The organism is Anaerococcus jeddahensis (assembly GCF_001182725.1).
GTDB lineage: Bacteria > Bacillota > Clostridia > Tissierellales > Peptoniphilaceae > Anaerococcus > Anaerococcus jeddahensis.
Genome location: NZ_CWHU01000005.1, coordinates 1,028,739 through 1,053,966, shown reverse-complemented (window position 1 = coordinate 1,053,966; position 25,228 = coordinate 1,028,739). Strand labels below are relative to the sequence as shown.

26 protein-coding genes and 1 pseudogene are annotated in these 25,228 nt (G+C 30.0%); 26 read left to right on the top strand and 1 reads right to left on the bottom strand.

Annotated elements, in window-relative coordinates:
• Positions 1 to 9: 9 nt before the first annotated feature.
• From infB to recA, 11 genes are all read left to right on the top strand, one after another.
• Positions 10 to 2,178: a translation initiation factor IF-2 gene (gene infB / locus BN2087_RS08170; protein WP_049691280.1), complete on the top strand. Its 2,169-nt coding sequence runs from the start codon at positions 10 to 12 to the stop codon at positions 2,176 to 2,178.
• Position 2,179: 1 nt separating this feature from the next.
• A complete protein-coding gene (rbfA, locus tag BN2087_RS08165) occupies positions 2,180 to 2,563 on the top strand; it encodes a 30S ribosome-binding factor RbfA (protein WP_049691279.1) in 384 nt (127 codons plus the stop codon).
• The gene (locus BN2087_RS08160) at positions 2,541 to 3,521 is read left to right on the top strand and encodes a DHH family phosphoesterase (protein ID WP_049691278.1); all 981 of its coding nucleotides are present in this window, start codon (positions 2,541 to 2,543) and stop codon (positions 3,519 to 3,521) included. The genes rbfA and BN2087_RS08160 overlap by 23 nt, the downstream gene beginning before the upstream one ends.
• Positions 3,514 to 4,398 carry a tRNA pseudouridine(55) synthase TruB gene (gene truB / locus BN2087_RS08155; RefSeq protein WP_049691277.1) on the top strand — a complete coding sequence of 295 codons (885 nt, stop codon included), beginning with the start codon at positions 3,514 to 3,516 and terminating at the stop codon, positions 4,396 to 4,398. Before BN2087_RS08160 ends, truB begins: the two co-directional genes overlap by 8 nt.
• Complete coding sequence (locus BN2087_RS08150; RefSeq protein WP_049691276.1) at positions 4,388 to 5,329, top strand: bifunctional riboflavin kinase/FAD synthetase; 942 nt, start codon at positions 4,388 to 4,390, stop codon at positions 5,327 to 5,329. The genes truB and BN2087_RS08150 overlap by 11 nt, the downstream gene beginning before the upstream one ends.
• A gap of 96 nt (positions 5,330 to 5,425) precedes the next feature.
• The gene (locus BN2087_RS08145) at positions 5,426 to 5,941 is read left to right on the top strand and encodes a YbaK/EbsC family protein (protein ID WP_049691275.1); all 516 of its coding nucleotides are present in this window, start codon (positions 5,426 to 5,428) and stop codon (positions 5,939 to 5,941) included.
• 134 nt (positions 5,942 to 6,075) lie between these two features.
• On the top strand, positions 6,076 to 6,342 hold the full coding sequence (gene rpsO, locus BN2087_RS08140; protein ID WP_049691274.1) for a 30S ribosomal protein S15: 267 nt from the start codon (positions 6,076 to 6,078) through the stop codon (positions 6,340 to 6,342).
• Positions 6,343 to 6,390: 48 nt separating this feature from the next.
• Positions 6,391 to 8,499 (top strand): polyribonucleotide nucleotidyltransferase, encoded by a 2,109-nt coding sequence (locus tag BN2087_RS08135; RefSeq protein WP_049691273.1) that lies wholly within the window; start codon positions 6,391 to 6,393, stop codon positions 8,497 to 8,499.
• A 144-nt stretch (positions 8,500 to 8,643) separates the two neighbouring features.
• Entirely contained in the window at positions 8,644 to 10,902 is a 2,259-nt protein-coding gene (locus BN2087_RS08130; RefSeq protein ID WP_049691272.1) for an FtsK/SpoIIIE family DNA translocase, read from the top strand.
• 1 nt (position 10,903) lies between these two features.
• Positions 10,904 to 11,434 carry a CDP-diacylglycerol--glycerol-3-phosphate 3-phosphatidyltransferase gene (gene pgsA, locus BN2087_RS08125; protein WP_049691271.1) on the top strand — a complete coding sequence of 177 codons (531 nt, stop codon included), beginning with the start codon at positions 10,904 to 10,906 and terminating at the stop codon, positions 11,432 to 11,434.
• Positions 11,435 to 11,469: 35 nt separating this feature from the next.
• On the top strand, positions 11,470 to 12,519 hold the full coding sequence (gene recA / locus BN2087_RS08120; RefSeq protein WP_049691270.1) for a recombinase RecA: 1,050 nt from the start codon (positions 11,470 to 11,472) through the stop codon (positions 12,517 to 12,519).
• A gap of 45 nt (positions 12,520 to 12,564) precedes the next feature.
• Here the strand turns inward: recA and BN2087_RS08115 are convergent, their stop codons facing one another.
• Positions 12,565 to 13,608, bottom strand: a complete 1,044-nt coding sequence (locus tag BN2087_RS08115) for a DNA polymerase IV (protein WP_049691269.1) — start codon at positions 13,606 to 13,608, stop codon at positions 12,565 to 12,567.
• Between the two features lie 103 nt (positions 13,609 to 13,711).
• Here BN2087_RS08115 and BN2087_RS08110 point away from each other — a divergent pair, with 103 nt between their 5' ends.
• The 15 genes and pseudogenes from BN2087_RS08110 to BN2087_RS08040 form a co-directional block, all read left to right on the top strand.
• Positions 13,712 to 13,957 (top strand): RNA-binding S4 domain-containing protein, encoded by a 246-nt coding sequence (locus BN2087_RS08110; protein ID WP_049691268.1) that lies wholly within the window; start codon positions 13,712 to 13,714, stop codon positions 13,955 to 13,957.
• The gene (locus tag BN2087_RS08105; RefSeq protein WP_049691267.1) at positions 13,950 to 14,267 is read left to right on the top strand and encodes an FtsB family cell division protein; all 318 of its coding nucleotides are present in this window, start codon (positions 13,950 to 13,952) and stop codon (positions 14,265 to 14,267) included. The genes BN2087_RS08110 and BN2087_RS08105 overlap by 8 nt, the downstream gene beginning before the upstream one ends.
• Complete coding sequence (tilS, locus tag BN2087_RS08100; protein WP_049691266.1) at positions 14,239 to 15,627, top strand: tRNA lysidine(34) synthetase TilS; 1,389 nt, start codon at positions 14,239 to 14,241, stop codon at positions 15,625 to 15,627. The genes BN2087_RS08105 and tilS overlap by 29 nt, the downstream gene beginning before the upstream one ends.
• Entirely contained in the window at positions 15,624 to 16,175 is a 552-nt protein-coding gene (gene hpt / locus BN2087_RS08095; RefSeq protein WP_049691265.1) for a hypoxanthine phosphoribosyltransferase, read from the top strand. Before tilS ends, hpt begins: the two co-directional genes overlap by 4 nt.
• A gap of 99 nt (positions 16,176 to 16,274) precedes the next feature.
• A complete protein-coding gene (locus tag BN2087_RS08090) occupies positions 16,275 to 16,766 on the top strand; it encodes a DUF5673 domain-containing protein (RefSeq protein ID WP_049691264.1) in 492 nt (163 codons plus the stop codon).
• A 70-nt stretch (positions 16,767 to 16,836) separates the two neighbouring features.
• A complete protein-coding gene (locus tag BN2087_RS08085) occupies positions 16,837 to 17,628 on the top strand; it encodes a type III pantothenate kinase (protein ID WP_049691263.1) in 792 nt (263 codons plus the stop codon).
• Positions 17,606 to 18,571 carry a tRNA dihydrouridine synthase DusB gene (gene dusB / locus BN2087_RS08080; RefSeq protein WP_049691262.1) on the top strand — a complete coding sequence of 322 codons (966 nt, stop codon included), beginning with the start codon at positions 17,606 to 17,608 and terminating at the stop codon, positions 18,569 to 18,571. Before BN2087_RS08085 ends, dusB begins: the two co-directional genes overlap by 23 nt.
• Positions 18,572 to 18,575: 4 nt before the next feature.
• A complete protein-coding gene (gene greA, locus BN2087_RS08075; RefSeq protein WP_049691261.1) occupies positions 18,576 to 19,049 on the top strand; it encodes a transcription elongation factor GreA in 474 nt (157 codons plus the stop codon).
• 8 nt (positions 19,050 to 19,057) lie between these two features.
• Positions 19,058 to 20,971 carry a lysine--tRNA ligase gene (gene lysS, locus BN2087_RS08070; protein ID WP_049691260.1) on the top strand — a complete coding sequence of 638 codons (1,914 nt, stop codon included), beginning with the start codon at positions 19,058 to 19,060 and terminating at the stop codon, positions 20,969 to 20,971.
• A 63-nt stretch (positions 20,972 to 21,034) separates the two neighbouring features.
• Positions 21,035 to 21,316, top strand: a complete 282-nt coding sequence (locus tag BN2087_RS08065) for a CD1845 family protein (RefSeq protein ID WP_001267200.1) — start codon at positions 21,035 to 21,037, stop codon at positions 21,314 to 21,316.
• A gap of 83 nt (positions 21,317 to 21,399) precedes the next feature.
• Entirely contained in the window at positions 21,400 to 22,173 is a 774-nt protein-coding gene (locus tag BN2087_RS08060; protein ID WP_049691259.1) for a replication initiator protein A, read from the top strand.
• Positions 22,170 to 22,997, top strand: coding sequence for an ATP-binding protein (locus BN2087_RS08055; protein ID WP_049691258.1), 828 nt, complete (start codon positions 22,170 to 22,172; stop codon positions 22,995 to 22,997). Before BN2087_RS08060 ends, BN2087_RS08055 begins: the two co-directional genes overlap by 4 nt.
• The gene (locus tag BN2087_RS08050) at positions 22,990 to 23,475 is read left to right on the top strand and encodes a PcfB family protein (protein WP_049691257.1); all 486 of its coding nucleotides are present in this window, start codon (positions 22,990 to 22,992) and stop codon (positions 23,473 to 23,475) included. The genes BN2087_RS08055 and BN2087_RS08050 overlap by 8 nt, the downstream gene beginning before the upstream one ends.
• A complete protein-coding gene (locus BN2087_RS08045) occupies positions 23,472 to 24,206 on the top strand; it encodes a BRO family protein (protein WP_049691256.1) in 735 nt (244 codons plus the stop codon). The genes BN2087_RS08050 and BN2087_RS08045 overlap by 4 nt, the downstream gene beginning before the upstream one ends.
• A pseudogene (locus tag BN2087_RS08040) lies at positions 24,199 to 25,194 on the top strand (type IV secretory system conjugative DNA transfer family protein); the annotation flags it as partial. The gene BN2087_RS08045 and the pseudogene BN2087_RS08040, both read left to right, overlap by 8 nt.
• Positions 25,195 to 25,228 lie beyond the last annotated feature (34 nt).

Below are 25,228 nucleotides of genomic sequence, written 5' to 3'. Positions count from 1 at the left end.
GGTGATTAGATGGCTAAAAAATTAAGAATATATGAATTAGCAAAAAAACACAATAAATCTACAAAGGATATGTTAAATCTACTAAGGGATGAATTTGGATTACAAATAAAATCTCATATGTCTGTGCTTAGTGGTGATGAACTTGACTTAGTAGAAGAATACTTTAGCGAAGATACAGAAAAAAAAGATGATCAAGCCAAAGATATTAAAAAAGAAGATAAAAAAGAAATAAATAAAGAGAAAAAATCAGAAAGTATAGAAAAAAAACCAGCTAAACAAGAAGAAAATCTTTCTGAAAATAAAGTATCTAACAAAAAAAATAAAAAATCTTCAAATAAAAAAGATAAGAAAAAAAATAAAAAGCAAAATAAAAGATCAAAAAAATCAACAAAAAGAGAAATAAAAGCTGATAACAATGATGATGGAAAAATTTATATTCCAGAATCAATTTCAGTAAAGGCTTTTGCAGATAAAATTGAAGAAAATGCCAATCAAGTTATCATGAAACTTATGGGGCTTGGAGTTATGGCAGGGCTAAATGATCAAATAGAATTTGACCAAGCTGAACTTGTTGCTCTTGAATTTAATAAAGAAATCTCAAAAGAAGTTAAGGTTGATGAAATTGAAGTTCAAGAAAAAGATCTTGATTTTGAAGATGATGAAAAAGATTTGGCTACTCGTCCACCAGTTGTTTCAGTTATGGGTCACGTTGACCACGGTAAAACTTCAATTCTTGATGCCATTAGAGATACACAATTTGCATCTGGGGAAGCTGGAGGAATAACTCAACATATTGGTGCTTCAACTGTAGATATTAATGATAAAGAAATTGTATTTTTGGATACACCAGGTCACGAGGCTTTCACTCAAATGAGAATGAGAGGAGCTCAATCAACTGATATTGCGATTTTAGTTGTTGCAGGTGATGATGGAGTTATGCCACAAACAATTGAGGCAATCAATCACGCTAAAGCTGCAGAAATTCCAATAATTGTTGCCATTAATAAAATGGATAAAGAAGAAAGTGATCCAAATAGAGTAAAACAAGAACTTACAGAATATGGTTTAGTTTCTGAAGACTGGGGTGGAGATACAATTATGGTAGAAGTATCTGCAAGAACAGGCGCTGGAATTAAAGATCTTTTGGAGATGGTTTTACTTGTTGCAGAAATGAAAGAATTAAAAGCAAATCCAAATAGGGCTGCAGTTGGAATTATTATTGAAGCTCAACTTGATAAGGCAAGAGGTCCAGTTGCAACAGTTCTTGTTCAAAAAGGAACTCTTCACGATAAGGATTATGTAGTTACTGGATCTTCTTCAGGAAGAATAAGGGCTATGTTTAATTCAAAAGGTGAACCAATTTCAGAAGCAGGTCCATCAATGCCAGCTCAAATTTTAGGACTAAGCGATGTGGCGGAAGCTGGAGATAAAATTTTTGCTGTAGAAGATGAAAAAACTGCAAGATTTTATGCTGATCGTGCTAAAGAGCAAAAAAGAGAAGAAAGACTAATTCAAAAATCTAACACTAACCTTGAAGATATGTATGAAGGCATTGAAGATGGAGAATTAAAAGAATTAAATATTATAGTAAAAACTGATGTAAAAGGAACAGTAGATGCAGTTTCAAGTTCCTTCTCAAAACTTTCAAATGAAGAAGTTTTTGTAAATGTAATTGCAGGAGCTGTTGGAGGAATTTCAGAATCAGATGTTCTTCTTGCTCAAGCATCAAATGCTATAATAATTGGATTTAATGTTCGTCCAACCCAAGGTGCTCTTCAAATGGCAGAAGAAAATAATATTGAAATAAGAACTTATTCTGTAATTTATGAAGCAATCGAAGATGTAGAAAAAGCTCTAAAAGGAATGCTAGATCCAGAATTTGAAGAAAAAGTTCTTGGTCGTGCAAAAGTTCAAGAAACTTTCAAAATTCCAAATGCTGGAATGGTTGCAGGTGTTCTAGTAACAAGCGGATCAATTCCAAGAAGAGCAAAGATAAGATTATTAAGGGACAATGTTGTTATCTTTGATGGTGATATTGAATCTATGAAAAGATTTAAAGATGATGCAAAAGAATTAAATAATGGTTATGAAGGTGGAATTGGCCTTGAAAAATTCAACGACATCAAAGAAGGCGACGAGCTTGAAGCCTACGAAATGATAGAAAAAGAAAGAGAATAGAATGGATAAAAGAAGAACCTTAAAAATATCTTCACAAATGCAAAAAGAATTATCAAAAATTATAGCAGAAGATATTAATGATCCAAGATTATCAGACAATGTAATAGTTTCTATAACTGAAGTAGAAGTTACAAACGACCTTTCCTATGCTGATATTTTTGTTTCAGTTTTGGGAGATGAAAGTAAAAAGGAATCTGTAATAGAGGCACTCGACCAAGCAAAAGGTTATATGAAAAAATTGATCGGCGAGAGAATGAGACTTAGGTCAATGCCAGAATTTAGGTTTAAATATGACAATTCTATCGAACATGGCGTCTATATGGATAAGCTAATTGCTGAAACCATAAAAAGGGATGAAAAAAATGCCAAAAATCGAGAAGATTAGTCAAAAAGAATTAGAAAAATTTAAAAATTTTATTGATAAGGCTAATTCAATTGCTATTTCAGCCCACATAAATCCAGATGGAGACGCCCTAGGATCAGCCCTTGGTCTTAGGAAGTCTCTTGAACTTTATGGGAAAAAAGCAGATGTAATAAAGATAAGTCAAGTAGATGATTACTTAAAATTTCTTCCTCAAATTGAAAATTATAAAGATCCAAGTCAAAAAGAATATGACTTATTTATAATTGTAGATTGTTCAGAATTTGATAGGATTGATAAGGCTATAGAAATTTGTAAAAATTCGAAAAATGTTCTTGTGATTGATCATCATAAAGGCGGATCTATAAAAACTGATTTAAATATAATTCATTCAGATTCTCCTGCAAGTTGTGAACTTGTTTATGAAATTATAAAAAGATTAAATCTTCCAATGGATAAGGAAATTGCAACTTTACTTTATGCAGGCTTAGTTACTGATACTGGTAGATTTTTATATTCAAATATAAGTGAGCTAACTTTTTATACTGCAGCAGACCTTTATAAAATTGGGGCTGATTTTGAAATGATTTATAAAAATCTCTACCAAAATAAGGAAATTTCAAAATTACAATTTGAAAATCATCTTTTAAACAAGGTAGAATTTAAAAAGCCCTATGCTTTGGTTGGAGTAAGCCAAAAAACTTGCGTGGATTTTGGTGTTCAAATGGGGGATAGCGAATCTGTTGTAAATATGCTAAGAGATTTAAAGGGAATTGAAGTTGCTTGTCTTGTAAAAGAGTACGGGGAAAATGAATATAAAATTTCTCTAAGAAGCAAAGATTATCTTGATGTTTCAGAAATTGCAAGAAATAATGGTGGCGGAGGTCATATTAGAGCATCTGGATTTACATTAAATGCAGATTCAATGGATGAGGCTTTAAATAAAATGAGAAAAATTTTAGAAGAGGCAATAAATGACTAGCGGAATTTTATTAATTGATAAAAGTACAGGAATATCCTCAGGAAAATGTGTATATCAAGCAAGAAAAAAACTAGGCATAAAAAAAATAGGCCATGCAGGAACACTTGATCCTCTTGCAACAGGCCTTTTGCCACTTTTAATCAACAAAGCAACAAGAGTTTCAGATTTTTTAATGGACGAAGTTAAAATTTATGAGACTCTTGCATTTTTTGGTCAAAAAACAGATAGCCAAGATATAACTGGAGAAGTTTTGGAAAAATCTTCAAATACTTTTGAAAAAAAAGATTTGGAAAAGGCAATAAAAGAAAATTTTTTAGGAGAAATCCTACAAACTCCTCCCATGTATTCAGCCCTAAAACACAAGGGAAGAAAACTTTATGAGCTTGCAAGAGAAGGGAAGACAGTAGAGAGAAAACAAAGAAAAATTAAAATTTATGATTTTGAAATTATTGACTTTGATTTTCCCTACGCAAGGCTAAAAATAACTTGTTCAAAAGGAACTTATATAAGAAGTCTTGTAAATGATTTGGGCGAGATTTTAAAAACTTTTGCCACTGTAAAAGAGCTTAGAAGGCTAAAAGTTGGAGATTTTCATGTAAAAGATGCCATAAAAATTGAAGATTTTGAAAAAATGGATCCTAATCAAATTTTAAAAAATCTAATTCCTATAGATAAGGCTTTGGGTCAGTATGAAAAAATCATTTTGGATAAGTCTTATTACAAACAAGCTACAAATGGAATGACTATGAAAGTTGATTTTGAAAAAAATGTTGAAGGATATTTGAGAGTTTATGTTGAAGATTTTTTCATTGGACTTGGGGAATACAAAAATGAAAACAAGACTTTAAAGATTAAGAAGGTGTTTTATGAAGGATAATATAAAAATATTTGACTTAGATTTTAATGAGTTTGACCTATCTCCAAAGGTAGTAAGTCTTGGAAATTTTGATGGGGTTCATAGAGGCCACCAAAAGCTCATGAAAGAAAATATAAAAATTTCAAAGGAAAAAAATCTTACCCCATCAGTCTTATTATTTAAAGAAAACACCAAAAATATCTTAAATGGAGAAAAAGAATATCTTACAAGCCTTGATGATAAAATTGAAATTTTAAAAAATATGGGAATAAAATGTTTTTGCCTTTTAGAATTTTCTGATAAATTCAAAAACCTATCACCCTATGAATTTATAGAAAAAATCCTATATAAAAAACTAAATACAAAATATGTTATTGTTGGGGATAATTACAGGTTTGGGAAAATGGCTAAAGGAGATACAAATACTCTAAAAAAATACCAAGATGATTTTGCTTACAAGACAAAAGTTGTAGATTTTGAGCTAGATGATGGAAAAATTATAAATTCAACAGATATAAGAGGAATGGTAAGAGAAGGAAAAATTGAAAAAGCCAACAAAGATTTGGGTCATCCTTTTAAAATGCAAGGAAAAGTTGTAAAAGGCGCCCAAAGGGGAAGACTCTTAAATTTTCCAACGGCAAATTTAAAACCATCATTCAAATATGTTACAGCAAAATCGGGAGTTTATTTTACAAGAGTAAATATAGACAGAGATTTTTATTATGCCCTAACAGATATTGGAACAAATCCAACTTTTGAAAATAAAGAAGTAAAAATTGAAACCTATATAATTGATTTTTCCAAAAATATTTATGGAAAAAATATAAGCATAGAGTTTTTAGAATATTTAAGACCTGATTATAAATTCAAATCAGCAGATGAATTAATAGAGCAAATGGAAAAAGATAAAAAAACTGGAAGAAATTTAATAGAAAAATATAGAAAAGAGTAGGAAACTGCTCTTTTTTTTGTGTGTTTTTTTCTTTTAAACTTTTGGGTATTAATAATATCGAAGTGAAACTGTGCTTAGAAAATTTAAGGGGAATTTATGAGTAGTTCTAAAAAAGTTTTTGATAGACTTAATAAATTAAATATAAATTATGATATGGTAGAACATCCTCCAGCTGAAACTACGGAAGAGGCTGATAAATATATTGAAGGAAAGAAGGGTGCTAGGACAAAAAATCTTTTTTTAGCTAATAGAAAAAATAGACAGTACTATTTAATTGTTATGGATGATCAAAAAATGATTAGCCTAAAAGATTACAACAAACTATTAAATGAAAAAGGAATGCACTTTCTTGATCCCAAAAAAGTCTATGAAATTATGGAGCAAGAAGTTGGAATAATTTCAGTTTTTGGTTTGATGAATACTGATGAAAATATAAAAGTATTTTTTGATAAAGATATGATAGAAGAAAATAATCTTATGACTTTTCATCCGGATGATAATACTAAGACAGTTTTTATTAAAAATGAAGATATTTTTAAACTTGTAAAAGATTGTGGCTATGATTATGAAATTTTTGATTTTAAGACTCTTGTTGATGAAATAGATTTTTAAAATTTTTTTACAATTTAATTTATTTTTCTTTGCAAATATATAGATATTTGGTATAATATCAAAGATACCTTAACTATGAACTAAGCTTCCTCAGACTATTTCATGGTTATGGCGAATATATTTAGGAGGATTTTATGTTAAATAAAGATCAAAAAACACAAATTATTAAAGAATTTCAAAAAGACGAAAAAGATACTGGTTCAGCAGAAGTTCAAATTGCTATTCTTACTCAAAGAATCAAAGAACTTACTGAACATTTAAAAGCAAACAAAAAAGACCACTCTTCAAGAAGAGGACTTTTCAAAATGATTAGACGTAGAAAAGGTCTTTTAAATTACTTAATGGAAAATGATATTGAAAGATATCGTGAAGTTATTGAAAAACTTGGATTAAGAAAATAGTTAAATATGACGGGGCTTATCCCGTCTTTTTTGTAGTTAGGAGAAAAAATGGAAAAAACTTATGAATATAAGTCACAAAATGGATCTGATTTATCTATAAAAATTGGAAAAGTTGCTGAGCAAACAAATGGTGAGTGCCTAATTAGAACTGGTGATACAATTTTATTGGTTACTGCTGTTGCAAGCGACAAACCAAGAGAGGGAATAGATTTTTTCCCGCTTATTTGTGACTACCAAGAAAAACTTTATGCAGTTGGAAAAATTCCTGGTGGATTTATTAAAAGAGAAGGAAAGGCATCTGATAAGGCAATTTTAATTTCACGTCAAATGGATAGACCTTTAAGACCTTTGTTTCCAGAAAATTTCTACAATGACGTGCAAGTAATTGCAACTCCATTTTCTGTAGATGAAGACAATGAACCTGATTGTATGACAACAATTGGTGCATCTATCGCTCTTGGAATTTCTGATATTCCTTTTTATGGACCAGTTGCTGCAGTTTCTGTTGGTTATGTTGATGGAAAATATATTGTAAACCCAAATAAGGACCAAAGAGAAAAATCATCTTTAAATTTAACAGTTGCAGGAACAGCTGATGCAATAAACATGGTTGAAGCTGGTGCGAATGAATTATCAGAAAATGAAATGCTTGAAGCTATGATGGTAGCTCATGCTGAAATTAAAGAAATTTGCGGATTTATTCAGACCATTATTGATGATATTGGAAAAGAAAAAATGGAAGTTTCTGAAGAAGTTGAAACTGAACTTCAAAGAAAAATCAAAGATAAATATACAGAAGATATTAAAAATTCTATAAGAACAACTGATAAGGTTCAAAGAGAAGACGATATTAATAAAATCGAAGAAAAATGTAGGGAAGACTTCTTAGAAGAATTTCCAGAAAGTGAAGATGAAATTCACAAGACTGTAGATTCTATAATGAAAAAAGAAGTTAGAAGAATGATTTCTATTGATAAAATTAGACCTGATGGACGTAAGATGAAAGAAATTCGTCCACTATCTGCAGAAGCTGGACTTTTGCCAAGAGCTCACGGCTCAGGATTATTCCAAAGAGGACAAACTCAAGTTTTATCAGTTTTAACCTTAGGTTCACCTGGTGAAGAACAAGTAATCGATTCAATGAATAGGGATGAAATTACAAAAAGATATATTCATCAATATAATTTCCCACCATTTTGCGTTGGAGATATTAGACCATTAAGAGGACCTGGAAGACGTGAAGTTGGACATGGACACTTGGCTGAAAGGGCTTTGATTCCGGTTTTACCTGATACAAATGATTTTCCTTACACAATAAGAGTTGTAAGTGAAGTTTTATCATCAAATGGTTCTTCTTCACAAGCTTCAATTTGTGGATCAACTTTATCACTTATGGATGCGGGCGTTCCAATTAAAAAACCTGTTGCAGGAATTGCAATGGGCTTAATCAAAGAAGAAGATTCAATTTCAATCCTTACAGATATCCAAGGACTTGAAGACCATCTTGGAGATATGGACTTTAAAGTTGCTGGAACAAAAGATGGAATAACAGCCCTACAAATGGATATGAAAATTTCTGGAATAAATAAAGAAGTTTTACAAGAAGCCTTGGCTGATGCTCATGAAGCAAGACTTAAAATTCTTGATGTAATCACTTCAGCAATTGATAAACCAAGAGAAGATTTATCAAAATATGCTCCAAGAATTTTTTCCATAGATATTGATCCTGAAAAAGTTAGGGATGTAATAGGCTCTGGTGGAAAAACAATTAATAAAATAATTGATGCAACTGGTGTAAAAATTGAAACTGAGGACGATGGACACATAACAGTTGCAAGTAATGATGGAGAAAGCGGCAAAAAAGCAATCGAAATGATTAGATCAATTGTAACTGATCCAAAAGCTGGAGATATTTATGAAGGCGAAGTAAAAAGAATTATGAACTTTGGTGCCTTTGTAGAAATTGCAATTGGTAAAGAGGGACTCTTACACATTTCTCAAATTGATACAAAAAGAACTGAAAAAGTTGAAGACGTATTAAAAGTTGGAGACAAGGTAAGGGTAAAAGTAACTGAAATTGATAGGCAAGGAAGAATCAATCTTTCAAGAAAAGCCCTATTAATTGAAGAAGAAAAAAATCAATCTAAAGAAGACTAATTTTTTAGAATATATAACTAACTACAAAATTGGGCCAAGTCTTTTGGCTTGGCCCTTAAAAATATTGTAGAAGTAATAGAGGCTGCCAATTAATAGGCAGTTTATTTATTTTCCCCTTTGTTATATAATTTATATGAGGTGAATATGGCAAATACAAATACGAATAGAAAAAGAAAAAAATCTAAATATTCAAAAAATTCTGAAGATAGAAAATTCAATAAGAAATCATTTTCTATATTTTCTATGTTTGTCTCTCTTTTAGGATTTATTTTTTTAATCCTTCCAAATACTGGAAGACTTGGAGATTTTATTACATATAATAATTTTAAACTTTTTGGATTTATGTCTTATTTTATTTTTCTTTTTATTTTTACAAGCTTTTTGTTTGTATTTATAGATAAATTCAAGGAAAATCTTAGGGTATTTAATATATTATTTATCCTGATTCTACTTACTATGGCAATTTTATCTATGAAATTTCTAGGCGATAATTTATCTATATCTTTAAAAACAACCGAAAGATTTATAAGAAAATCTGGAGGGATTTTGGGAACAAGGCTTGCTTTTTATTTGGAATCTCTTATAGGAAGTGCTGGAATTATAATTTTATACCTTATTTTTTGGATTTCTTTAATCAAAAATTTAAGAGGCATATCTTATAAAGATTTAATTATAAAAGTTAAAGAAAATTCGATAAATTTAGGAAATTTCGTAGGAAAAAAATATATGAAAATTTCCAATAAAATAAAAACCGATTTTAAGGAAAAAAAGCTTAAAAAAATTAAAGAGAAGAAAAATGCAAGAAGAGAAAAATATGAAAGTAAAGATGATTCAAATTCTGATAAAGTTATAAATTTAGAAGAAGAAAACAAAAAAAATATAAACGATGATTTTGATGAAAGATTTGAAAAAGCAAAAATAAATTCTTACAAGTCAAAACAAGTTGATTTGTCAGATTTTGACCAGACTTTTAAGGAAGAATATACTCTAAATTATAAATTTCCAAAACTTGACCTTTTGGATGATAGGGAAAATGGAAGTGAAGTTGACCAAAATGATATTAAAGATAAGGCTAGAAGAATTGAAGAATGCCTGGATTCTTTTGGTATAAAATCAAAAGTTGTTCAAATAAACATTGGACCAAGTGTAACTTGTTTTGAATTAAAACCCCAAAGAGGAGTCAAGGTTTCAAAAATTTTAAACTTATCTGATGATCTTTCTCTTGCCCTTGCAACAAGCGATATAAGAATTGAAGCACCAATTCCAGGCAAAAGTCATGTAGGAATTGAAGTTCCAAATTCTAAAAAAGAAGTTGTTGGCTTAAAAGAAATGATAGCAAGCGAAGAGTTTATAAAAAACACAAAGGAACTTCCTTTTGTTTTGGGTAAATCTATATCAGGATCTCCAAAAGTTTCTGCTATAGAAAAAATGCCCCATCTTCTTGTATCGGGAGCGACAGGATCTGGAAAAAGTGTTTGTATAAATACAATTATCATGTCAATTTTATATAAGCATTCGCCAGACGAGGTTAAATTACTATTGATTGATCCAAAAATCGTAGAGCTTTCAATTTATAATGGAATTCCTCATTTGATTATGCCAGTAATAACTGATCCAAAGAAAGCTTCGTCTTCATTATTTTGGGCAATCAGGGAAATGGAAAGACGTTATAAATTATTTGAAGAAAATCATGTTAGAGATATTTCTTCATATAGAGACCTTACAGAAATCGATGAAAATATAGAAAAACTTCCATATATTGTTATAATAATTGATGAGTTATCAGATTTGATGATGACAGCAGCAGGCGAGGTTGAAGATTATATTACAAGACTTGCTCAAAAATCTAGGGCTTGTGGAATTCATTTAATTATTGCAACTCAAAGGCCAACTGTTGATGTAATAACAGGAACAATCAAGGCAAATATTCCATCAAGAATTGCCTTTGCTGTTACAAGTCAAATTGATTCAAGGACAATTCTTGATATGAGTGGGGCAGAAACTCTTCTAGGTAAAGGAGATATGTTATTTTCTCCGTCAGATGCAATGAAACCGATGCGTATTCAAGGAGCTTTTGTTTCAGATTCTGAGGTTTTAAGAGTTGTAAATTATATAAAAGAAACTCGCGAAGAAGAATATGACAAAAAAGCTATGGAAACTGTTGAAGAAAAAACAAAAGTTATTGAAAACGACGACGAAGATGAATTGATTAATGAAGCAATAGAAATTATTATAAATGAAAATACAGCTTCTGTTTCTCTTATCCAAAGAAAATTAAAAGTTGGCTATGCGAGAGCTGGAAGAATAATTGATCAATTGGAAGCTCGTGGAATAATTGGTGGTTACGAGGGCAGCAAGCCTAGAAAAGTTTTAGTAGATCATAGCTATTTAGAAGGAGAGTAAAATGAATATAGCAAATAAAGTTACGACTGTAAGAATGATTTTGGTACCAGTTTTTGTGTTATTATATTTAATTTTTGGTAGATTGTATAATGTTGCTGCTTTTTTTTATGCAGTTGCATCTTTAACAGATGCTCTTGATGGACATCTTGCAAGAAGTAGAAATTTGGTTACAACTTTTGGAAAATTTATGGATCCATTAGTTGATAAAATTTTGACCATGGCAGGATTTGTTTTATTAACAGCAACAAATATAATTCCTAGCTGGGCAGTTATTTTGATAATTTCAAGAGAGCTAATTATTACAGGACTTAGAACTCTTGCAGCAAGCAACAATATTACAATTGCGGCAAGTAAGGGCGGAAAAGCAAAAACAATGAGCCAATGTGTATCAACAGTTATGCTTTTATTAAACAATCAAACCCTTAACTCAATAGGCCTTGTAATATTTTATATAGCTGTAGTTTTGACAGTTTTATCAGGAATTGATTATTTGGTTAAAAATAAAAAAGTTTTAAATTTAGATGATATTTAAATTAAAAATATAAATTATAATAGAAAGGAAAATACATGACTAAAGAGATTGATAAGGAAAAAGAAAAAGCCCTAAGTCAGGCTTTTAAAAATATTGAAAAAAAATACGGTAAAGGCGCAATCATGAAAATGGGTGAGGCGCCAAAGGTTGATGTAACTGTAATTCCTACTGGAGCTATAAATCTTGATATTGCTCTTGGAGTTGGTGGACTTCCAAGAGGAAGAGTTATAGAAATTTTTGGACCAGAATCTTCAGGAAAAACAACCCTAACTCTTCACTGTATTGCTGAAGATCAAAAATTAGGAAATACTTGTGCCTTTATCGATGCAGAACATGCTATGGATGCAGAATATGCAAAAAGATTGGGCGTAAATATTGATGAATTAATTTTATCTCAACCAGATACTGGAGAACAAGCTTTAGATATTGCAGAATCTTTGGTAAGATCTGGGGCGGTAGATTTAATTGTTGTCGATTCAGTTGCAGCCCTTGTTCCAAAAGCAGAAATCGAAGGACAAATGGGAGACAGCCACATGGGTCTTCAAGCAAGACTTATGAGTCAAGCCTTAAGAAGATTAACTGGAATTATTTCAAAAACAAATACAACAGTAATTTTTATAAACCAATTAAGAGAAAAAATTGGAGTTATGTTTGGAAGTCCTGAGACAACAACTGGTGGTAGGGCATTGAAATTTTATTCTTCTGTAAGACTTGATATAAGAAGAATAAAAACAATCCAACAAGGCGATAATATGGTTGGAAACAGAACCAGAGTAAAAGTTGTAAAAAATAAAGTTGCTCCTCCTTTTAAGGTTGTTGAATTTGATATAATGTATGGAACTGGAATTTCGAAATCTGGAGTAATTTTAGATTCTGCAGTTGATGAAGATATCGTCGAAAAAGCTGGAAGCTGGTATTCTTATAACGGCGAAAAGCTTGGTCAAGGTAGGGAGAATGTAAAAGATTATCTTGAACAAAATGAAGATATTTTAAATGAAATTGAAGAAAAATTAAGACAAACAATAAAGACTGACAATAAAAAATCCGAAGAAGTTGAAGAAAAAATTGAAAACGAAGAAGAATAAAAAAATCGCAAGCAGGTAAATTCTTACTAGCTTGCGATTTTTATTTTAAAAATCAAAAAGTGATAATTGTCTATGATCTTTTTTTGATAAATTTGATAGGGAAATTCCAATAAGCCTTAATTTTTCATTAGAAAGAATTTGATCTAAAAGCTCTTTTGCAATTTTTGAAATATTATCTTTTTTTGAAATAGGTGATTGGAGAGTGTAAGATTTGGTATGAGTTTTGAAATATTCTGTTTTTATTTTCAAATTTATAGTGTAGGCTTTTATATCTTTTTGCCTTAAATCTTCTTCGATTTTTTCAGAAATTTCTTCAATATAGGCATAGAGAATTTTTTTATCCTTGGTATTTTTTCTAAAAGTAAATTCCCTCCCAATAGATTTTCTTTTTGTATTTGTTTGAACTTTTCTCTTATCTTCGCCCCTAATAACCTTGTAGACATAAGATCCTTGTTTTCCAAAAAGTGACTCTAAAAATTCTTGGTCAAGTTTTAATAAATCTGATATTTTATAAACTCCAATATCTTTTAATTTTTGAACTGATTTATTTCCAAGCCCGTGGACTTTTTTTATATCCAAATTTTTTAAAATTTCTGGAACATCTTCCTTATTTATTTCTTTGATTCCAAAAGGCTTATTCCAGTCACTTGCAAGTTTTGCCAAAAATTTATTGTAGGAAATTCCAATAGATACACCAATTCCAGTTTGATTTAATACCTGGTCTTGAATTTTTTTGGCAAGAATTTTTTTATCCTCATCATTATCTACATAAATATAAGCCTCATCAATTGAAACTTGCTCTTTAATGTGAGAATAGGATTCTATAATATCAAAAACTTCTTGGGATTTTTTCTTATAATATTTTCTATCAACCTTTACCATAATTAAATTTGGGCAAAGTTGTTTTGCAATAAAAACTGGCATGGCAGAATGAATTCCGTATTCTCTTGCCTTGTAATTTGCTGTTGTAATAATTGATTTATTTGAAAGACCTCCGACTGCCATAGGATGATTTTTTAAATTTTTATCCCTTAGCTCCTCGCAAGAAGCATAAAAAGCATCGCAGTCTATATGTAGGATTTTATTCATAATATCACCACTATGATTATACTATATAAATAAAAAATAAATGAAATTGTTTTTTATGGACTAAATAGGGCTTTATTTGTTATAATAATTTTAAGGTGATTTAATGAGAATAGATAAATTTTTAAAAAATTCAAGAATTATTAAAAGAAGGCAGGTTGCAAAAGATGCTTGCCTAAATGAAAGAGTAAAAATCAATGGCAATATTGCAAAGCCCGGAAGCTTAGTTGAAAATGGGGATATTATTGAAATTAGCTTTGGAAAAAGCAATTTGAAGGTGAAAGTCCTTGATTTAATTGAAGGCGCCAAAAAAAATGACGCAAGTGAAATGTATGAGGTTTTAGATGAATAAGTACGAAAGATACCTAAAAAATAGGTCCAAAAAAAATAAAAGATTTTTAATGATGTGTATCTTTGCCTTTGTATTAGTTTTTTTATTAGCTAAATCTTTTAATAATAAAATAAATGCACAAATTGGTACTGTAAATAATGATATCAAATTAACATCTGGTAAAATTTCTTCATTAAGAAAAGATATAGATTCTATTAAAGAAGATTATGAAAATAGAAATACGGACGAGTACATGGAAAAAGTTGCAAGAGAAAAATTGGGCATGATCAAGAAAGACGAATATGTGTACAAAGACGAAAATAATAAATAAGTTTAAGTCTACTGTAAGAAAATATGATCTAATTAAAGAAAATGATACCATAATTGTTGGAGCAAGCGGGGGACCAGATAGTCAATTTTTAATTTATTTATTAAATGAAGTTAAAGATTTCTATAAGATTAATATTGTCCTTGCCCATCTTAACCATATGCACAGGGCTGATGCCACTAATGATGAAAATTTGGTAATTGAAACTGGAAAAAATTTATCTTTTGAGACTTTTGTTGAAAGAAAATCTATGGATACTTTTGCCAAAGAGAAAAAAATATCTTCTGAGCATGCTGGAAGAATTTTAAGGTATGAATTTTTTAGGTCTGTAAAAAATAAATATAAAAATCCAAAAATTGCCATTGCCCACAACAAGGACGATCAGGCTGAAACAGTTCTTATGAGAATAATTAGAGGGACAGGCCTTGATGGACTAAGGGCTATGGATTATAAAAATGAAGATATAATTAGGCCAATAATGGATTTTAGTAAAGGTGAAATTTTGGAATTTTTGGATGAATTTAAAATTTCCTATCACATTGACTACACAAATTTGGAAACTGATTATACCAGAAATAAAATTAGGCTTGAAATAATACCAGAGATAGAAAAGATCAATCCCAATTTTAAAAATTCTTTGGTATCTTTATCTGAAATTGCAAAAAATGACTTTGATATTTTAAGAGAAATTGAAGATGAAAAACTTGAAAAAATTATAATAAAAAAAGAAAAAAATCATCTTTCTTTTGATAAATCTAAATTTGAAGAAATTTCAGATCCTTTAAAAGCAAGGCTTATTAGAAGGGCTATAGAAATTTTATATGGTAACATCAATGATTTTTCAAAAACAAATATAGAAGATTTTTTGAAAATCAAGTATTTATCAAATGGTAAAAAAATTATTAAAGATGATTTGATATTTGAGAAAAATTATAGGTCTTATGATTTTTACATAAATAATAAAAATTCTCAAAAAAAATATGAAGAAATTTATATGAAAACAAATGATGAGAAAATTTTTGGAAAATATAAATTTAAAACTTCTCTAGTTTCTTATGATTATTACAAAAATTCCAGTAAAAAGAACAAAGTTTTTTATAGTTTTGAAAATTTTGATGATATTTCAATTAAAATAAGGTATAGAGTAAATGGCGATTATTTTACTGCCATGAAAGATGGAAAAAGAAAAAAACTCAAAAATTTCTTTATTGATGAAAAAATCGATAAAAATTTAAGAGATGAAATCCCGCTTTTGTTTATAAATAATAAACTTTCTTGGATTGTTAATTTGAGAAGAAGTGAAGATTTTAAAGTGAAAAAAAATGATGATAATATTTTAATGATAAGTGTGGAGGATATATGAAAGTTGATTTAGAAGAAGTAATAGACCAAGTACTAATTGATGAAGAAAGTTTAAACAAAAGAATAAAACAACTTGCAAGTCAAATTAATGAATATTATGAAGATAAAAACGAACTTGTGCTTGTTGGAATTTTAAAAGGTTCAATTATGTTTATGGCTCAACTTGCTAAGAATATCAAAATAGATTGCACTTTGGAATTTATGGATGTTTCATCATATGGTAGCGGAACAGAATCTTCTGGAAATGTAAAAATAATAAAAGATTTGGACACAGATATTACTGGAAAAGAAGTTTTGTTGGTTGAAGATATAATTGATACAGGAAGAACTCTTGATGCTTTGAGACATTCTCTAGTAAAAAGAGGAGCAAATTCTGTAAAGATAATTACCTTACTTGATAAACCTGAAAGAAGAGAAATAGAAATTAAACCTGATTGGTCAGGTTTTAAAATACCAAATGAGTTTGTAGTAGGATACGGACTTGATTATATGCAAATGTATAGAAACCTTCCTTTTATAGGGGTTTTAAAAAGAGAAGTTTACGAGTAGAATAAAAAAGAAAAATGTTAAAATCTTATTAAATTTGGCTTTATTTCATTTTTTGAAAAAAGCCTTATTTTTTAAGTTTAAATAAAAATAGGAGGGAATATGAAACAATTTGACAAATTAATTATATTAATTTATTTAGGACTTATAGGATGGCTTGGATTTAAACTTTTTAAAAGTATAAAAAATAAGAAAAATCTTGAAGGTCAAATAAAAAGTTTTGGTAAAAGATCTACAAATATGGAATATATTTTATTTGCTCTTTTGATTGTAACAGGAGTCATTAATTTATTCCAAGGAATTAGGATGAAAAATCAAACAGCTCTTATAACTGCTTCTGTTATGATTATCATGGGCCTTGTATTTTTCCTAAATACAAGAACAAAAATGTATGTTGCTGAAAACGGAATTTTATTGAATGATTCATTTTTTACTTACAAAGAATTAAAAAAATGGGGTTTTGACAAAGAACGTGGAAGTTTGGTTGTAATTGTAAAAAAAGACCACCAAGAAAGCCAAGAATCTGCCCAAGTAAAATTTGAGGATATTGAAGAAATAAATAGGCTAATAAGAAAGCATAAATTGGGCAAATAGCTTGAAAAACCATACAAAAAGTTGTATCATATAAGAGTTAATGTTTAGATAATAAAATTTAGGAGAAAATATGCTACTTGTAGTAGATGTCGGCAATACAAATACAGTAATTGGCGTTTACAATAAAAAAAAATTAAAAACAAAATTTAGAATTACAACAAATCAAATTGTAACAAGCGATGAAATTGTTCAAATCTTATACAATATTCTTGCAATCCACAAAATTGATAAGGATAATATAGAAGATACAATCATATCATCAGTAGCACCAGATGTCCTATATTCTTGGCAATCAGCAAATAGAAAATTTTTTGGTAGAGAAGCTATGATTGTAGGAATTGGCACAAAAACTGGAATTGATATAAAATATGATAATCCAAGAGAAGTTGGTGCAGATAGGGTTGTAGATGCAGTCGCAGCTTATGAAATGTATGGCGGACCTACTATAGTAGTCGATCTTGGAACAGCATCAACTTTTGATGTTGTAAATAAAAACGGACAATTTTTGGGAGGATCAATTGCACCAGGACTTAAGACTAGTCTTGATGCACTAATAAATAGAACTGCCCAACTCCCAAGAATTGAACTTCACGATCCAAGCTCAGCTATAGCAAAAAATACCACAGAGGCAATAAATGCAGGAATGGTTTTTGGTTATATAGGTTTGATTGATGGAATAATTGAAGAGTTGATAAGAGAAATTACAAAAAAAGAAAAAATATCAAAAGATGAAATTAAAATAGTTTCAACTGGTGGATATTCAGAATTATTGGCATCAGAATCAAGATATATAGAAATAGTTGAAAACGACCTAACCCTTGAAGGTTTAAGATTGATTTATGAGAGAACAATTAAAAAATAAAGAAATCATCTTGGCTCCTTTGGCTGGAGTCAGTGATGTTGGTTTCAGATTAATTGCAGAAAAATATGGGGCAGATAAAACTTTTACAGAAATGGTATCAGTAAATGCCCTTTTTTATGACAATAAAAAAACCGACGATTTATTGTTTATTGCTGAAAATGAAAAAAATTGTAATATACAAATTTTTGGTTCAAAACCTGATGTCATAGAAAAGGTAGTAAAAGATAAAATCAATCCAATAGAAAAATCAAAAGAAATTTCCTTTAATATGGGTTGTCCCGTTGCAAAAATCACAAAAAATGGCGAGGGCAGCGCTCTTATGGCAAAACCAAAATTGGTTGAGGGAATTTGTAAAACTTTGAGAAAATCTACTGACAAAAAAATCAATATAAAATTTAGGCTTGGAATTGACAATGACCATATAAATTATCTAGACATAGGAAAAATTGCCCAAGATACAGGAATTGATTATGTAGTTTTACATGCAAGAACAAAAGATCAAATGTATAGTGGATCTGCAAAGTGGAATCATATAAGAACATTAAAAGAAAATCTTTCAATTCCAGTTATTGCGAATGGAGATATATTTTCTGTTGAAGATTTTATAGAAGTTATTGATAAAACAAAAGCAGATGGGGTTATGCTTGCAAGGGGAGCTATGGGCAATCCTTTTTTATTTAAGGAAATAAAAGATTATATAAAAACTGGATCCTATGAAAAGCCAAGCCCCACAGAAATTATAGACCAATTAATTGACCAATATAAAATAGAATTAAAATATAAAGAAGAAAAATTAGTTGTTACTCAAATGAGAAAGCACTTGTCATGGTATATAAAAGGACTTAAAAATTCCAGCAAAATCCGTGATGAGCTTAATAAAATAAATAAAATTGACGAAGTGATGGATGAGTTAGAAAAATATAAATCCACGCTGAAAGGATGATAAAATGACAGAGAATAAAGAAGTAATTCTATCAAAAGAATACCTACAAAAATTACAAGATGAACTAGAATATTTAAAAACAAAAAGAAGACCAGAAATAGCTGAAAAAATAAAAGAAGCTAGATCTTTTGGGGACCTTTCAGAAAATGCTGATTATGATGAAGCAAAAAACGAACAAGGTGAAGTTGAATCAAGAATTGCAAAAGTTGAAGATATGATAAGACATGCTAAAACTTTTGAAGATTCTACAAACAAGGATGAAGTAAGTGTAGGAAGCAAAGTTTTAATTCATGATGAAGAATTTGATGAAGACTTTGAATATAAAATTGTAGGAACTGCAGAATCAAATCCTCTTGACGGATTTATTTCTAACGAATCACCAGTAGGTGAAGCTTTACTTGGTAAGAAAAAAGGTGAAAAAGTAGAAGTTGTAACACCAAACGGAAAATGCTACTATACTATTAAAGAAATAAGATAGGAGTAAATATGGCAAATAAAAATCAAGACCTCAATGAAATGCTTCAAATCAGAAGGGAAAAGCTAGAAAATTTAAAGGCTGAAGGAAAAAATCCTCACCAAATTGTTAATTTTAGAAACAGAACCCTATCAAAAGAAATTAAAGATAATTTTGATGAATTTGAAGGAAAAAATGTAAGAGTTGCAGGAAGAATCATGGCAAGACGTGGTCATGGTAATATGAGTTTTATGGATGTACAAGATTCACTTGGTCAAATCCAAGTTGTAAATCGTAAAAATATCATGGGAGATAATTTTAAAGAAACAAAGGGCTATGATATTGGGGATATAATTGGGATTGAAGGTAAAGTTTTCAAAACTAATCAAGGTGAAGTTTCAATTGAAACAGAACATGCAGATCTTTTGACCAAATCTTTACAAATTTTACCGGAAAAATGGCACGGACTTAAAGATCCTGATATAAGATACAGACAAAGATATGTTGATTTAATTGTAAATCCAGAAGTAAAAGATGTTTTCGTATTAAGAAGTAAAATAATTTCTGAAATTAGAAAATTTTTAGAAAACAGAGGATTTTTGGAAGTTGAAACACCAATTTTAAATACAATTGCAGGAGGAGCTAGCGCAAGGCCATTTATAACCCACCACAATAGTCTGGATATTGGAATGTATTTGAGAATTGCATCAGAACTTTACCTAAAAAGATTAATAGTTGGTGGCTTTGATAAGGTTTATGAAATAGGCAGAATGTTTAGAAACGAAGGCATGGATGCAACTCATAACCCAGAATTTACAACCATGGAATTATACCAAGCTTATGGCGATTTTGAAGATATGATGGAAATCACAGAAACTATGGTAGAGACTGTTGCAAATAAAGTTAAAGGCACAAGCCTAGTTGAGTTTGATGGAAAAGAAATTGAACTTAAAGCTCCATGGAAGAGAATTTCTATGATTGATGCTGTAAAAGAACATTCTGGAGTAGATTTCAATGAAATTACAGAATACGAAGATGCAGTAAAAATTGCCAAAGAAAAAGGTGTTGATGTAAAATCAACAAGAGGCGAAATAATTGCAGAATTTTTCGATGAATTTGTTGAAGATAAATTAATCCAACCAACATTTATAATTGATTATCCAGTAGAAATTTCACCACTTGCAAAAAGAAAAAATGATGATCCGAGTCTAACTTATAGGTTTGAAGCCTTTATTAATGGGGCAGAAATTGCTAATGCTTTCTCAGAATTAAACGATGCAGTTGATCAAAAACAAAGATTTTTAGACCAAGTTGCAAAAAGAGAAGCAGGTGATGACGAAGCTCAGATGATGGATTATGATTTCGTAAACGCTCTTGAAGTAGGAATGCCTCCAACAGGCGGACTTGGAATTGGAATTGATAGATTAATTATGGTTTTAACAGGTCAACGCTCAATCAGAGACGTATTACTTTTCCCAACAATGAAGCCAATAGGCTTAGAAAAGGCAGAAAATGGGGGTTTGTCAAAAGAAACTTACGAAACTTACGACAAACTTACGACAGAAGAAATTGACCTTTCAAAAGTGAAAGTTGAACTATTATTTGAAGATATGGTAGACTTTGAAACTTTCTCAAAATCTGATTTTAGAGTTGTAAAGGTTAAAAACTGCGAAGAAGTTCCTAAGTCAAAAAAACTTTTGAAATTTACATTAGATGATGGTTCTGAAAAAGAAAGAGTTATTTTATCTGGTATTAAGGAATATTACAGCGCAGAGAGCTTAATTGGAAAGACACTACTTGCAATTTGTAATCTTCCCCCTCGTAAGATGATGGGAATCGACTCAGAAGGTATGATTATATCTGCAATTTGTGAGTATGACGGTGAAGAAAAACTTAACTTAATAATGCTGGATGATAATATTCCAGCAGGATCAAAATTATATTAAAGGACACGCTAATTATGAAACTGGGGTTTGTTATGAATCCCAGTTTAATTTTTAGGAGTATGTATGAGATGGATAATTAGAATAATTTTATTACCGATAAGATTAGTGTTGAGTTTGCTCATAGCTTTTTTAACCTTCATATTAAGTTTGAGTACTGCGTTGTTAAGCGTAGTTTCTACTTTGATTTTTATAATTGGAATAGCTAGCATTTTTCAAGGAGACAAGCAAATTGTAATTGAAGCACTAATATTAGCATTTTTATTTAGTCCATTTGGATTACCTAAATTAGGTATATATGTTATTGGATTATTAGAATTATTAAACTATACAATAAAATCAATTTGAAGAAAAATAAATATAAGACAACCGTAGACGATAGAAAGCAATAATTCTGTCGTCTTTTTTTATTTTAAAGAGAGGAGGTAGGAATGAATTTTGATTATTTTTATAATAGGCAATCTGAAATGTATAACTTCATTAGGTTACCTATGGTATTAATGGAAGATGAGATTTTTGAGAGCATTTCTATTGAAGCTAAAGTTTTGTATTCATATATGCTTAATCGAATGGGTCTTTCATATAAAAATGGCTGGATAGATGAAGATGGAAAAGTCTTTATTTACTACACAATTGAAAGTATAAAAGATCAATTTAATTGTGCAAGTGAAAAAGCAAATAAATTAATAGCTGAGCTTGATATTAAATCAGGAATAGGACTGATTGAAAAGAAAAGGCAAGGACTTGGAAAGCCTAACAGAATTTATGTTAAAGACTTTATGAGCATATTTAATAATATGGAATTAAAAAATCAAGAAGTTCGAAAAACAAAATTCCAGAAGTTCGATAATCGAAATTCAAGAGATTCGAATATCGAAAGTCAAGATTTTCGAAAATCGGAAGGTAACTATAACAATATTAGTAATAATGAGTTAAGAAATAATGATTTTAGTAAAGGGCAAAAGCCTTATGGAATATATAAAAACATATTTTTGACTGATGAAGAATACAAGGACTTAACAAATGAGTTAGGAAGCAGAATTAGTGAATATATTGATAGATTGTCGTCATATATGAAAGCAAATAACAGAGAGTATCAAGACCACAAGGCAACGATAATCAATTGGTATCTTAATGATCAGGCAAAAAACATTAATGATAATACAACAAGGAAAATGAATTATGATATAGGAGAGAGTTTATGAAGAACTTAAAAGATTTTGTATTAAGAGAAAATGATATTGAAAGAAATGGACATATTTATTGTAAGGTATGTGGTAAAAGAGTCGATGGAGAATTAGTTGACCTTGGATTTACAAAGTTTATTCCCAGAATTAAATGTGAATGTGAAATAAAAAGAGATAAGGAAAATGCAGAAAGAGAAATATTAACGAGAATATCATCGCTAAAAAGAGATTGTTTTTCATCTCCAAACCAACACCAATATACTTTTGAGAGATTCTTAAATGAAAAAGGGCAAGCCTATAAGGTTGCTTACAACTACGCTAAAAGCTTTGAGCATATGAAGAAAGACAATGTTGGACTTTTATTTTATGGAGATGTTGGCAGTGGAAAGACTTATCTTGCTTGTTCTATTGCAAATGAATTAATTGAAAGAGAACAAGTTAAAGCTAAGATTATGAATTTATCTCAGGTTATAAATCAAATACAAAAATCTGCATTTAAGGTTGATTCAAATGAAATAATAAGTAACCTATCAAATATTCCTTTGTTAATCTTAGATGACCTTGGAATTGAAAGGGATACATCTTATGCAAGAGAACAAGTATATAACATTATAAACTCAAGATACTTAAAGGGTAAACCGACAATTTTTACTACAAACTTATCATTGGAAATTATTCAAAATCAAAATATTGATCTTGAGTATCAGAGGATATATTCAAGAATACTTGAAATGACAATACCAGTTAAAGTTACGGGAGAAGATTTTAGAAGAAAAATACATCAGGAGAAGTTAAGAAAATACAAAGAGTTACTTTTATATGGAGGTGGAATAGATGATTAATGAAGAAGTATCTAGGTCGAGTCTTAATCTTGAAGTAAGACTTGCAAAAGCAACAAGTAAAGCAATTCTTGATGCCTTAAAGAAAGTTCACAAGCAAATAGAAAAACAAGGAGGCTTGAAAAATGTAATAAAAAATAACGGAGAAGAAGTAAAGCTAAAGGATATGGTTAAAAAGGGACAGTTAGAAGAAATTAATCTAAAGGATCCTGAGTTAAAAGAATTAAAGAAAATTTTAAATAAACACGGAGTGAAGTTTTCTGTTATGAAAGATAAGGAAACTGGTAACCACTCTGTGTTTTTTCAATCTAAGGATATAAAGGTAATGGAACACGCCTTTAAAAAAGCGGTTAAGGCTTCTGAAAGAAAAGCCGATAGGAAAGATTCAATAACGAAGACTATAAATAAGTTTAAAGATATGGCTAAGGATACCATTAGCAAAGATAAGGTTAAAAATAAACATAAGGAGCAAAGCTTATGATAAGTAATTTAAAAACATTTGAAAATAAGAATTTTGGGAAACTCACTGTTATAGAAAAAGACGGTGAGTTTTTCTTTATAGCAAATGAAGTAGCAACTATGTTAGGTTATGTCAATCCGAGGAAAGCTGTTTATGACCATGTAGATGAAAAAGATAAGGGTGTAACGAAATGGAACACCCCTGGAGGAATACAGAATATTTCAATAATTAATGAGTCAGGATTGTATTCACTTATCCTCTCATCAAAACTACCACAAGCAAAAGTATTCAAAGCTTGGGTAACTAGAGAAGTCTTACCAAGTATTAGAAAAAATGGAGGATATATAGCGGGGCAAGAAAAGAAAACTAACGAAGAGCTACTTGCAGATGCAATTCTGGTAGCCAATAGAATTATTGCCGAAAGAGAAGAAGAAATTGAAGAATTAATACCAAAGGCAGATTATTATGACAAATTAGTAGATTATAACCTACTTACAAACTTTAGAAACACTGCCAAAGAGTTAGGCATACCACAAAACCAGTTTATAAGTTTTTTAATGGATAAAAGATTAATTTATAGAGATAAGAAAAAGAAACTCTTACCTTATGCAGATAAGAATAAGGGATACTTTGAAGTAAAAGAATGGGTTGATCCACTAGGTACACTTGTAGGCATACAAACATTTATAACACCAAAAGGAAGGCACTACCTACTAATTTTATTAGATAGTGAAGGTTTCTACGATGAATAAGATATTAGAAGCCATTCTTTCTGATATTAAAAACTTAATTAAAATAGACAACCCAAAGAAATTTATATTATCAAACATTCCCTATCTATCATTCTTCTACATTGGAAATATCTTTTCTAAGCACATCAATTCTTATGTAGGAGGAGATATTATTGATAGAATAATGGTGGGAATTTCTGATATAGGAACTCTATCTTATATACCAAGCCTTAATCCAAGGGACTTGTTACTAGGCATTTCAGTTGCTGGTCTTGTTAAGCTAATTGTTTATAGCAAAGGTAAAAACAAAAAGAAATATAGGCAAGGCAAGGAATATGGATCTGCAAGATGGGGAGAAAGCAAGGATATTGCTCCATACATTGACCCTAAGTTTGAAAACAATGTTCTTATAACTAATACCGAAAGACTAACAATGAACTCAAGACCTAAAAATCCTAAATACGCCAGAAATAAAAATGTATTAGTAATAGGAGGTTCTGGATCAGGAAAGACAAGATTTTATGTAAAGCCAAATCTAATGCAAATGCACTCTTCCTATGTAGTAACAGACCCTAAAGGGACACTTGTGTTAGAGTGTGGAAAAATGCTTTATGAAAATGGATATGACATAAAGATTTTAAACACAATAAACTTCAAAAAGTCCATGAAATACAATCCCTTTGCCTATTTGAGAAGTGAAAAAGATATTTTAAAGCTTGTACAAACTATAATTGCTAATACAAAGGGAGATGGAGAAAAGGCAGGAGAAGATTTTTGGGTAAAGGCTGAAAAGTTATATTACACTGCCCTTATCGGTTATATCTATTATGAAGCACCAGAAGAAGAAAAGAACTTTAAGACGCTTTTGGATATGATTGACGCAAGTGAAGTTAGAGAAGATGACGAAACCTATATGAACCCAATTGATAGGCTCTTTGAAGCTCTTGAAAAGAAAGACCCAAGTCATTTTGCAGTTAAACAATATAAGAAATATAAGCTTGCAGCAGGAGTAATAGAATTAAGGAGAACACTTAATCACTATT